This window comes from Devosia subaequoris (assembly GCF_014197055.1).
In the GTDB taxonomy this organism is placed as follows: Bacteria; Pseudomonadota; Alphaproteobacteria; order Rhizobiales; family Devosiaceae; genus Devosia; species Devosia subaequoris.
The window spans coordinates 167,534-178,009 of sequence record NZ_JACIEW010000004.1; the positions used below are offsets into that span (position 1 = coordinate 167,534).

Below are 10,476 nucleotides of genomic sequence, written 5' to 3' on the forward strand. Positions count from 1 at the left end.
CGAAAAAAATCGGCTTCAAATACCGACAGCAAAAAACCGCTATGCTAAAAGAAAACTTGGTGGAGCCTAGCGGGATCGAACCGCTGACCTCTTGCATGCCATGCAAGCGCTCTCCCAGCTGAGCTAAGGCCCCATCCGATCAAGAGGCGCGTGGCGCGCCCTTGCGGTAGAATTGGGTTCGTCGGGGTGTTTGCCCGTCCGAAGCGAGGCGGAACCTATTGGAACAATCCGCCTCTTGCAAGTGCCTAAATGACACTTTTTTATCCCGCCGGGAAAAACCCGGTCCCGACGAGAAAAGTTCAATTATATCAACGGTCTTCGTCGTCGCCGACGTCGAAACCGAGGCTGTCGTCTTCGTCTTCGTCTTCCTCGAGGAAGGTGTCTGCATCGTCCTCGCCGAGCTCTTCATCGACCTCGACATCTTCGACATCAGGGATATCGTCGCCGCTCTCCTCAGCATCGGCCTCTTCGAGGCTGACGATTTCGGGCGCTGCGGTATCCTCGACTTCTTCTTCTTCGGCCGGTGCCTCAGCTTCCGCCTTGCGGGCGGGGGCCGGGGCCGGCTTGCTTGGCAAGGTGTCGAAGAAGGACCGCGGATAGCTCTTGCCGGTATAGGGCGAGACGATCGGGTCCTGGTTCAGGTCGTAGAACTTCTTGCCGGTATCGGGGTCGGTCCGCTTGGTACCGCGTTCACTGGCCATCTCTCATGCCTCGTCGAATAAGGAGAATTGGGGCGCTTCAGTAGCCACGAACGCCCATTTCGGTTCGTCCGGTTATGGGCAAAGCCCTGCCCTGTCAAACGCAAAATGCGCGATTGTCGGACACCCCGGCACTTTGGACGTCTCCAAAAGCGGGCCCGAAGCGCCTCTTGCCCTTCGCCACCAGCCCCGCTATCGGCTTGGATATTCCGATCACTTCTGAGGGACAGGACATGATTATTGCCGTGGATGGACCTGCTGCCTCGGGCAAGGGGACGCTGGCCGCGGGCCTCGCCCGCCATTATGGGCTGCCCCATCTCGACACCGGCCTGCTCTATCGCGCAGTGGGCCTGGCGGTGGCCGACAAGGCAGACGACCCGGGCTTTGAAAGTGCGGCCATTGCGGCCGCCCAGGCGCTCGATGCGGGGCATCTGGATGATCTGGCGGCGCTGACAGCGGCCGAAACCGGCGTGCTGGCCTCCAAGGTCGCAGTGATCGCCGAGGTGCGCGCAGCCTTGTTCGACTTCCAGCGCAATTTTGCCACCGGGCCCGACGGCGCCGTGCTGGACGGGCGCGATATCGGCACCAGGATCTGCCCCGATGCCGATGTGAAGCTGTTCATTCAGGCTGACAGCAAGGCGCGCATGGAGCGCCGGGCCCGGCAATTGGAAGCGCGGGGCGTCGCGGTGGATCGCTATGCCCTGTTCCACCAGATCGAAGAGCGAGACGCACGCGACATGCTCAACCCGCATGGTGGTTTCTATCAGGCGGAAGACGCACACTTGCTCGATACGACACACTTCGGTATAGAAGCCGCACTCCGCGCTGCCATCGCGATTGTCGAGAAGGCCATGGCGCTCAAGGCAGGGGGGCCAAAGCCCTCCTAATTTCCTCCTTGGGTGCAGCTGTTTTCGGGCGATCACCCAGGCGCTGGCCCGGATCCATAAAATACCAATCAACCTGTTTCATGAAGCGGTGCTCCGTGCGCCGGCTTTGGCATTTTTGCCAAGGCGGACCCGTATTCGGGCTCAGGTGTTCAACCCTCAACGACCGGCGCACCGGAGAAAAGATTTGGCACAGCAGACTGTGACGAAAGAAGATTTTGAATCGATGTTGCTCGACTCCTTTGTCGACAACGATGCCGCTGAAGGCACCGTCGTCAAAGGCAAGGTCGTGGCGATCGAAAAGGACCTGGCCATTGTTGACGTCGGTCTGAAGACCGAAGGCCGCGTCCCGCTCAAGGAATTCGGCCAGGCAGGCCGTGACGGCACCATCACCGTGGGTTCGGAAGTCGAGGTCTATGTCGACCGCGTCGAGAACGCCGTTGGCGAAGCCGTGCTGAGCCGCGAGAAGGCCCGCCGCGAAGAGAGCTGGGTCAAGCTCGAAGCGAAGTATAACGACAATGAGCGCGTTGAAGGCACCATCTTCAACCAGGTCAAGGGTGGCTTCACCGTCGACCTCGAAGGCGCCGTGGCCTTCCTGCCGCGCTCACAGGTCGACATCCGTCCGATCCGCGATATCGCGCCGCTGATGAATGTGCCGCAGCCCTTCCAGATCCTCAAGATGGACAAGCGCCGCGGCAATATCGTGGTTTCGCGTCGTGCCATTCTCGAAGAATCGCGCGCCGAACAGCGTTCGGAAATCGTCCAGCAGCTCGAAGAGGGCCAGGTGGTCGATGGCGTGGTCAAGAACATCACCGATTACGGTGCGTTCGTTGACCTGGGCGGTATCGATGGCCTGCTGCATGTCACCGACATTGCATGGCGCCGCGTCAACCACCCCTCTGAAGTGCTTACCATCGGCGAGACCATCAAGGTCCAGATCGTGCGCATCAACCACGAGAGCCACCGTATCTCGCTGGGCATGAAGCAGCTTCAGGCCGATCCTTGGGAAGGCATCGAGGCCAAGTACCCGATCCAGGCCAAGTTCACTGGCCGCGTGACCAACATCACCGATTACGGTGCCTTTGTTGAGCTCGAGCCGGGCATTGAAGGCCTGATCCACGTCTCGGAAATGAGCTGGACCAAGAAGAACGTCCATCCGGGCAAGATCGTCTCGACCTCCCAGGAAGTCGAAGTGGTCGTGCTCGAGGTCGATCCGGACAAGCGCCGCATCTCGCTGGGCCTCAAGCAGACCCTGCAGAACCCGTGGGAAGCTTTCGCCGAGAAGAACCCGGTTGGCTCCACCATCGAAGGCGAAGTCAAGAACAAGACCGAATTCGGCCTGTTCATCGGCCTCGAAGGCGATGTGGACGGCATGGTTCACCTCTCGGACCTGGATTGGCAGAAGTCGGGCGAAATCGCGCTGGACGACTACAACCGTGGCGACATGGTTTCGGCCAAGGTGCTCGACGTCGATGTCGACAAGGAACGCATCTCGCTCGGCATCAAGCAGCTTGCTGCTGACGGCCTGGCCGATACCGGCGCCTCCGATGGCACCGGCCTGCGCAAGAATGCCGTGGTCACCACCGAGGTGATCGAAGTCAACGATGGCGGCATTGAAGTGCGCATCGCTGACAGCGAAGTGACGGCTTTCATCCGCCGCGCCGACCTCAGCCGTGACCGCAACGACCAGCGTCCGGAGCGTTTCTCCAAGGGCGAAAAGGTCGATGCGCGCATCACCCAGTACGACCGCAAGACCGGCCGCATCCAGCTCTCGATCAAGTCGCTGGAAATCGCAGAAGAACGCGAAGCTGTTGCGAATTTCGGGTCCTCGGATTCGGGCGCTTCGCTCGGCGACATCCTGGGCGCAGCCCTCAAGGGCCGCGACGACAAGTAAGCGTTATCGCTTTGCTTATTGAAGCTTTCGACCCGCGCCAAAAGGTGCGGGTCGTTTCGTGTAAAGGGTTTGGAGATGATCCAGTTTCGCGACGTCGCCTGGCGCGCCCTGACGGGCTACGACTTCCGGGCCGTGTTCGACATTGCCAACCGTGTGCATCCGGCCTTTTTCGAGGCTGAAGCGGTGCTGGCGGAGAAGTTCGAGCTTTACCGCAATGGCTGCTATTTGCTCGAAGTCTCGGAAAAGCCGGCCGGCTATGTCCTCAGCCACCCCTGGAAGCGCGGAGACCTGCCGGCCCTCAATACATTGCTGGGCACGATCCCGGATGATGCCGACAGCTATTACATTCACGATCTGGCGTTGCTGCCGCTGACCCGCGGGTTGGGCGCTGCCAAGCAGATTGTCAATGCGCTGACCAAGCATGCCAGGGCGATGGGTTATGGGACGATGAGCCTGGTCGCGGTCAATGGCTCACTGCCATTCTGGGAGAAGCAGGGTTTTGCGGTCGAAGATCGCCCTGACCTCAGTGGAAAGCTTGCGGCCTATGAAGATGCGGCGCGCTACATGGTCAAAGCCGTGCCCTAAGATGGCCGCTTGCCATCCAGGCCCGGCCCCGGTACCTGCTAGGCCAGATTGGAGAGCAGCCTGTGTCCGACCAGATGCATCATGACGTTCTTGCTGCCGACCACTTTCGCCGCTCTCGCGGGCTGTGGCGGTGGCTGGCCCTGTTGGCGGCCATCATTGCCGTGCTGGCCGTTGTGGGGCGTTTCGCGCTGCCCCAGTTTGCCGCGGGCGAGCACATCGCCCGCGTCGTCGTTAGCGGCACCATTACCACCGATGCGGCGCGGTCGCGCGCCATCGAGGCGATGATCGAGGACGACACGATCCAGGCGGTCATCGTGGCGATCAACTCGCCCGGCGGCACGACTGCCGGCGGCGAGGAGCTCTACGAGGACCTGCGACGTCTCTCGGCCGCCAAGCCGGTGGTCTCGACCATTGACGAACTGGGCGCCTCGGCCGCTTACATGACGGCCATCGGCACCGATCGGATTTTTGCCAGGCGTCTTTCGATCATTGGCTCCATTGGCGTACTTTATCAGCACGTCAATGCCGGCAAATTGCTCGACACCATCGGGGTCAATTTCGACAAGGTGGCCTCGGGTCCCTTGAAGGCCGAGCCGGATTTCGACGAGCCACTGACCGGCGCGCCGCGCGCCTCCATCACCGAACTGGTCGAGGACAGCTTTGCCTGGTTTGTCGACATCGTCGCCGAGCGCCGCGGACTGAGCCGGGCGGAGACACTGGCGCTCGCCGACGGACGCATTGTCACCGGCCGGATTGGACTGCAGGCCGGGCTGATCGATGCCATCGGGGCGCAGCATGAAGCGCTGGATTGGCTCGAAAGCGAACATGGGATCGATTCTGAGACTTCTGTCGTTACCGTCTGGCCAAAGGAGCAGAGCGAGCTGTCCTGGATCGGCGACTTGCTGGGCAAGTCAGCCCGGAGCCTGTTCGGTCTTTCGGGCGAAGGTCCTGTGATGCTTGACGGTTTGGTCTCGCTTTGGCAGGTTGAATAGACCCCCAGCGAGGGGCGGGGGGTGGACACCGGAGCCTTTGATGATCAAGTCTGAACTTGTCGAGAAGCTCGCCGCGGAGAACCCGCATCTGTTTCAGCGTGACATTGAGAATATCGTCAATGCGATTCTCGACGAAATCGGGGATGCGATGGCCCGAGGCGACCGGGTGGAACTGCGCGGCTTCGGAGCCTTTTCGGTCAAGAACCGTCCGGCACGCGTCGGGCGCAATCCCCGCACTGGCGAACAGGTCGATGTGGGCGAAAAATACGTACCTCAATTCAAGGCCGGCAAGGAAATCCGCGAGCGGCTGAACCGCTCCTGATTCTCCCGAACCGGCGCAAGAAAGGATCGGAGCCTTCTGGCTCCAGTGGAAGCCTCTAATGGTCAACAAAATTGTCGGCTGGCTCGTCCTGGTCCCCCTGTGCGCCGTCCTGATCGCTTTCGCACTGGCCAACCGCCATCTCGTGGCGGTCAATCTCAATCCATTTGCCGCCCCCGCAGATGCGAGTGCGGCCGGCTATGGCATTCCGCTCTTTGTGATCCTGTATGTCGTTCTGCTGATTGGCGTTTTGCTGGGCGGCACGGCGAGCTGGTTCGCCCAAGGCCCGCATCGCCGCCGCGAACGGCACTGGCGCCGCGAGGCCCAGCATCTGAGCGAAGAGCTCGATGCCATGCGCAAAAGCAGCGGCGAGGTCCGCAAGGGACCCATGGCCGAAGTCGACGATCTGCTGGAACTGCGATGACGGACGGCGCAGTGCGGCTTTTTCCTTTAGTCCCGTCCCTTTGAGCCACCCCCGACTATGGCCGATCCACTGATCGTCAAAATTTGCGGCATCAAGACCCATGACCTGCTCGACGCGACCATCGCGGCCGGGGCTGACATGGTGGGCTTCATGCATTTTTCCCGCTCGCCGCGTCACGTCTCCATTGATGAGTTGGGCGGGCTGATTTCGGCGGCGCGCGGCCGCATCGAAAGCTGCGTGGTGCTGGTCAATCCAGACAATTCCTGCGTGGCCGAGGTGGCCGCCCTGGGCCCCGACTGGATCCAGCTGCATGGCCCGGAGACACCGCATCGGGTCGAATCCATTCGCGCCGAAGCCGGGGTGGAGATCATCAAGGCGCTGCCGATCGGCTCGGCCGAGGATATCGCCCAGGTGGCCGCATTTGCCGAGGTCGCGGACCGCATATTGCTTGACGCCAAGCCGGCCAAAGGGGCCGACCGGCCCGGTGGGTTGGGCGAGAGCTTTGACTGGCGGTTGCTCGAAGCGCTTGACCCGTCCATCTCCTTCATGCTTTCCGGGGGCCTGACGCCGGAAAATGTCGCTGAGGCAGTTCGCCAGGTCGGGCCGATGGGGATCGATGCCTCCTCTGGCCTGGAAACCGCGCCGGGCGTCAAGAACACAAAACTGATCGAGGCGTTCATCCGCAACGCCCGGGCAGCCGTATAGCACCAGGAAGCCGGGTTGGTCTCGGCGCTGGCCGAGAGGATCCAATGGACCGCACCAATTCCCTGCGCAATGGCCCGGACGAGCATGGGCGTTTCGGCATTTATGGCGGACGCTTCGTCGCCGAAACACTGATGCCGCTGATCCTGGACCTGGAACATGAATACCGGGCCGCCAAGCAGGACCCGGCCTATGCGGCCGAGCTCAAGCACCTGGCCACGCATTATACCGGCCGCCCCAGCCCGCTCTATTTTGCCGAGCGGCTGACCGAGCATCTGGGCGGCGCCAAGGTGTGGTTCAAGCGCGAAGAGCTCAACCATACCGGCAGCCACAAGATCAATAATTGCCTGGGGCAGATCCTGCTCGCCAAGCGCATGGGCAAGACGCGGGTGATCGCGGAGACCGGGGCCGGCCAGCATGGCGTGGCCACGGCCACGGTCTGTGCCAAGTTCGACCTGCCCTGTACCATTTTCATGGGCGCGACCGATGTCGAGCGGCAAATGCCCAATGTGCTGCGCATGAAGATGCTGGGTGCCGAAGTCCGGCCCGTCACCGCCGGCGCCGGGACGCTCAAGGACGCCATGAACGAGGCGCTGCGCGACTGGGTCACCAATGTGGATTCGACCTATTACCTGATCGGCACCGCCGCTGGCCCGCATCCCTATCCGGAAATGGTGCGCGACTTCCAATCCGTCATCGGCACCGAACTCAAGGAACAGTTCCGCGAGGCAGAGGGCAAACTGCCCGACGCGGTGGTGGCCTGCGTAGGTGGCGGCTCGAATGCCATTGGCACCTTTCACGCGTTTCTCGACGAACCGGATGTCGCCATTTTTGGCGCCGAGGCGGGCGGGCACGGCATTGAGACCGAGAATGGCCACGCCGCCTCGATGACCGGCGGCCGCCCCGGCGTGCTGCATGGCAATCGCACCTATCTGTTGCAGGATGGGGATGGGCAGATTCTCGAGGGCCATTCGATTTCGGCCGGGCTCGATTATCCCGGTGTCGGTCCCGAGCACTCATTTCTGCACGACACCAAGCGCGTCACCTATGCGCCGATTACCGACAATGAAGCGCTTGAAGCCTTCCAGCTCTGCACCAGAATGGAAGGCATTATCCCGGCGCTGGAAAGCGCTCATGGGCTGGCGCAGGTGATCAAGCTGGCGCCAGAGATGAGCAAGGACCAGTCCATTGTGCTTTGCCTTTCGGGGCGCGGCGACAAGGACGTCGAAAGTGTCGGCAAACATCTGGGGCTGCTGAAATAATGACCACCCGTATCGACCGGCGCTTTGCCGAACTCAAGGCGCAGAACCGTCCCGCTCTGGCCGCCTATGTGATGGGCGGCGATCCGGACCTGGCGACCAGCCAGGCCATACTGGAAGCCCTGCCCCAGGCCGGCGCCGATATCATCGAATTGGGCCTGCCCTTTTCCGACCCGATGGCCGATGGCGTTGCGATCCAGATGGGGGCACAACGGGCGCTGAAGGCCGGGCAGACCTTGCTGGGCGTGCTCGGCATGGTGGAGGAATTCCGTCGCAAGGACGACACGACGCCGATTGTTCTGATGGGCTATTACAATCCCATCTACATTCTCGGCGTGGAACGCTTCATCGCCGCCGCCAAGCAGGCAGGAATCGACGGGCTGATCATTGTCGATCTGCCGGCTGAGGAAGATGACGAACTTTGCATTCCGGCGCTCGAAGCCGGGCTCAACTTCATTCGACTGACCACCCCGACCACCGATGACAAGCGCCTGCCCACCGTGTTGGCCAATACGTCGGGCTTCGTCTATTACGTCTCGATGACCGGGATCACCGGCGGCGCCATCAAGTCGCGCGGCGCAGTGGGCGAAGCCGTGCAGCGCATCAAGGCCCATACCGAATTGCCGGTGATTGTCGGGTTTGGCATCAAGACTGCCGATGACGCGGCCGAAATCGGCCGCCATGCCGACGGTATTGCCGTGGGCACGGTGCTGGTCAACGCCGTGGCGACCTCGCTTGAGGACGGTAAGGCAACCGACAAGACTGTCGGCGCGGTGCGGGACCTAGTGGCGGAGCTGGCCGGCGGGCTGCAGCGAGCCCGGAGCTAAGGAACCGTAACAGGCGCAGAGGGCCGGATTGTCCCCAAAAAGGATGCACCATCCGGCCCGCGGCTACGCGCTCGTCATCTACTGTACGGTAGGTGTCTCGGCTAAGGGCGCTGCAACTTCAGCCATCGGCGAGGCGTCGGGCAAGGTCGTGACGTCGATCTCGGCCAATTGCCGGGCGCAAAGTTTCGCGGCGCCATCGATGGGATCTTCACGGCCAGCAAAGGTCACCCAGCCGCCATCCTCAAGCACGCCGCTGCGGCGGAAACTACTTTCCTCGGTCAGTGCCACCAGGTTCGCGCGGGCGTCGGGCGCTGCCAGATAGCGGTTGACACAGATTTCCGCCGCCAGTTGCGCTACTGCCTGCTCGGACGCTGCCTCGGCCCGCTCCTGTGCGGAGCCGCCGGTGACCCAGCCGCCCCAGGTGAAACCTACCACCATGGTGGCCACGACACAGGCCGCGCAGGACCACAACAATACCGCCTTGCTCGGCTGAAAATTGCTGAGCTTTTCCGAAATCGACATGCGGCACGTCTCCAATATTTTGCAACGCGTCGATGATCGCGCGATGAACTGTGTTTAAATGGTGTCACGTCGGCGCACGAAAGGCGACCGATTTAATTGTTCGGAAATATAAGTGCGACTTGGTATCCAGAACAATTTTTGATTGAGCCAATTCAGTATTCGGAGAATTTGAAAGCATCGCTGCTGGAGCGACGCGGGGCACGTTCCTTATGATTTCTTTGACCGCACGATTGCGTGAGAAAGGCCGACAGAAATTTATGCACAGCCCAACGCATCGGCGGCTGGCAGCTTTGCCTCTTCGTCCCCAACTGATAAGAAATGCCACAATTGACGACTACGTGATCCAGACAGGATCACCGCGAAAGGCCGCGCCATGAACTGGATCGACAATTTCGTCCGCCCGAAAATCCGTTCCTTCCTCTCCAACAAGCGGGAAACGCCGGAAAATCTCTGGGTCAAGGACCCCGAATCCGGCGAGATGGTGTTTTACCGCGATCTCGAAGCCAATCAGTGGGTGGTGCCCAACTCGGGCTATCACATGAAGATCAAGCCGGCGGACCGGCTGGCCGTTTTCCTGGATGATGGCAAATACGATCTGGTCCCGGTGGCGTCCGTGCCGGTCGATCCGCTGAAATTCCGCGACCAGAAGCGCTATACCGACCGCTTGCGCGAAAACCGCGCCAAGACCGGGCATGAGGACAGCGTGCTGGTGGCGACAGGCAAGCTCTATGAGCGCGCCGTGACTGTCGCGATCCAGGATTTCGACTTCATGGGCGGCTCGCTGGGCATGGCGGCCGGCCAGGGCATCATTACCGGTATCGAGACCGCTGCGCGGCTCAAGACGCCGTTCATCCTGTTCGTCTCTTCGGGCGGCGCTCGCATGCAGGAAGGCATTCTGAGCCTGATGCAGATGGCCCGCACCACCGTGGCCGTGCTGCGCCTGCGGGAGGCCGGCCTGCCGTTTTTCGTGGTGCTGACCAACCCGACCACCGGTGGCGTCACCGCCTCTTATGCGATGATCGGCGATGTGCATATTGCCGAGCCAGGCGCCCTGATCGGCTTTGCCGGTCAGCGGGTGATCGAGCAAACCATTCGCGAAAAGCTGCCCAAGGGCTTCCAGCGCTCGGAATATCTGCTCAGCCACGGCATGGTCGACATGGTGGTGCATCGTCACAATTTGCGCTCCACCATCGGCTCGCTGGCGGCAATCCTCACCAATGCGCCGCCCAATGAGGCGATCACGGCTACCAGCCCCAAGGCGCTGACCGACCAGTCCAGCCTGCGCGATGCCGCCGTTGCCGCCGAGGGCGACGACGATCTTGATCCGCCGGCTTCAGCAGCCCACGCCGAATAGCGCATAGTCGCAGTTG

General features: G+C 61.6%; 12 protein-coding genes and 1 tRNA gene. 10 read left to right on the top strand and 3 right to left on the bottom strand.

Translation table 11 applies throughout. The features are described 5' to 3' along the window. Positions 1-57: 57 nt before the first annotated feature. Positions 58-133 (bottom strand) — tRNA-Ala (locus tag GGR20_RS09490). 175 nt (positions 134-308) lie between these two features. Next, positions 309-701: a TIGR02300 family protein gene (locus GGR20_RS09495; RefSeq protein WP_183311013.1), complete on the bottom strand. Its 393-nt coding sequence runs from the start codon at positions 699-701 to the stop codon at positions 309-311. 230 nt (positions 702-931) lie between these two features. Here GGR20_RS09495 and GGR20_RS09500 point away from each other — a divergent pair, with 230 nt between their 5' ends. The 9 genes from GGR20_RS09500 to trpA all read left to right on the top strand — a co-directional run bounded on the left by GGR20_RS09500 (position 932) and on the right by trpA (position 8,584). Further along, positions 932-1,585, top strand: a complete 654-nt coding sequence (locus tag GGR20_RS09500; RefSeq protein ID WP_183311014.1) for a (d)CMP kinase — start codon at positions 932-934, stop codon at positions 1,583-1,585. Positions 1,586-1,769: 184 nt separating this feature from the next. After that, complete coding sequence (gene rpsA, locus GGR20_RS09505) at positions 1,770-3,476, top strand: 30S ribosomal protein S1 (RefSeq protein ID WP_183311015.1); 1,707 nt, start codon at positions 1,770-1,772, stop codon at positions 3,474-3,476. Between the two features lie 75 nt (positions 3,477-3,551). After that, on the top strand, positions 3,552-4,061 hold the full coding sequence (locus tag GGR20_RS09510; protein WP_183311016.1) for a GNAT family N-acetyltransferase: 510 nt from the start codon (positions 3,552-3,554) through the stop codon (positions 4,059-4,061). Between the two features lie 62 nt (positions 4,062-4,123). After that, complete coding sequence (sppA, locus tag GGR20_RS09515) at positions 4,124-5,053, top strand: signal peptide peptidase SppA (protein ID WP_183311017.1); 930 nt, start codon at positions 4,124-4,126, stop codon at positions 5,051-5,053. 40 nt (positions 5,054-5,093) lie between these two features. Beyond that, positions 5,094-5,375, top strand: a complete 282-nt coding sequence (locus tag GGR20_RS09520; protein WP_035099264.1) for an integration host factor subunit beta — start codon at positions 5,094-5,096, stop codon at positions 5,373-5,375. 58 nt (positions 5,376-5,433) lie between these two features. Next, a complete protein-coding gene (locus tag GGR20_RS09525; protein WP_183311018.1) occupies positions 5,434-5,796 on the top strand; it encodes a lipopolysaccharide assembly protein LapA domain-containing protein in 363 nt (120 codons plus the stop codon). Positions 5,797-5,853: 57 nt separating this feature from the next. Next, positions 5,854-6,501: a phosphoribosylanthranilate isomerase gene (locus GGR20_RS09530; RefSeq protein WP_183311019.1), complete on the top strand. Its 648-nt coding sequence runs from the start codon at positions 5,854-5,856 to the stop codon at positions 6,499-6,501. Positions 6,502-6,545: 44 nt separating this feature from the next. Then, the gene (gene trpB / locus GGR20_RS09535; protein ID WP_183311020.1) at positions 6,546-7,760 is read left to right on the top strand and encodes a tryptophan synthase subunit beta; all 1,215 of its coding nucleotides are present in this window, start codon (positions 6,546-6,548) and stop codon (positions 7,758-7,760) included. After that, on the top strand, positions 7,760-8,584 hold the full coding sequence (trpA, locus tag GGR20_RS09540; RefSeq protein WP_183311021.1) for a tryptophan synthase subunit alpha: 825 nt from the start codon (positions 7,760-7,762) through the stop codon (positions 8,582-8,584). The genes trpB and trpA overlap by 1 nt, the downstream gene beginning before the upstream one ends. 78 nt (positions 8,585-8,662) lie before the next feature. On the opposite strand, the gene GGR20_RS09545 is transcribed toward trpA, so the two are convergent. Then, positions 8,663-9,106: a hypothetical protein gene (locus GGR20_RS09545; protein WP_183311022.1), complete on the bottom strand. Its 444-nt coding sequence runs from the start codon at positions 9,104-9,106 to the stop codon at positions 8,663-8,665. Between the two features lie 373 nt (positions 9,107-9,479). On the opposite strand from GGR20_RS09545, the gene accD reads away from it, so the two are divergent. Further along, positions 9,480-10,460: an acetyl-CoA carboxylase, carboxyltransferase subunit beta gene (gene accD, locus GGR20_RS09550; protein ID WP_183311023.1), complete on the top strand. Its 981-nt coding sequence runs from the start codon at positions 9,480-9,482 to the stop codon at positions 10,458-10,460. Positions 10,461-10,476: the final 16 nt, after the last annotated feature.

What these genes read in the sequence shown, in the direction of transcription:
- GGR20_RS09495 (WP_183311013.1), bottom strand. Translation starts at nt 701, where the DNA reads ATGGCCAGTGAACGCGGTACCAAGCGGACCGACCCCGATACCGGCAAG.
- GGR20_RS09500 (WP_183311014.1), top strand. Translation starts at nt 932, where the DNA reads ATGATTATTGCCGTGGATGGACCTGCTGCCTCGGGCAAGGGGACGCTG.
- GGR20_RS09510 (WP_183311016.1), top strand. Translation starts at nt 3,552, where the DNA reads ATGATCCAGTTTCGCGACGTCGCCTGGCGCGCCCTGACGGGCTACGAC.
- GGR20_RS09520 (WP_035099264.1), top strand. Translation starts at nt 5,094, where the DNA reads ATGATCAAGTCTGAACTTGTCGAGAAGCTCGCCGCGGAGAACCCGCAT.
- GGR20_RS09525 (WP_183311018.1), top strand. Translation starts at nt 5,434, where the DNA reads ATGGTCAACAAAATTGTCGGCTGGCTCGTCCTGGTCCCCCTGTGCGCC.
- GGR20_RS09530 (WP_183311019.1), top strand. Translation starts at nt 5,854, where the DNA reads ATGGCCGATCCACTGATCGTCAAAATTTGCGGCATCAAGACCCATGAC.
- trpB (WP_183311020.1), top strand. Translation starts at nt 6,546, where the DNA reads ATGGACCGCACCAATTCCCTGCGCAATGGCCCGGACGAGCATGGGCGT.
- trpA (WP_183311021.1), top strand. Translation starts at nt 7,760, where the DNA reads ATGACCACCCGTATCGACCGGCGCTTTGCCGAACTCAAGGCGCAGAAC.
- GGR20_RS09545 (WP_183311022.1), bottom strand. Translation starts at nt 9,106, where the DNA reads ATGTCGATTTCGGAAAAGCTCAGCAATTTTCAGCCGAGCAAGGCGGTA.
- accD (WP_183311023.1), top strand. Translation starts at nt 9,480, where the DNA reads ATGAACTGGATCGACAATTTCGTCCGCCCGAAAATCCGTTCCTTCCTC.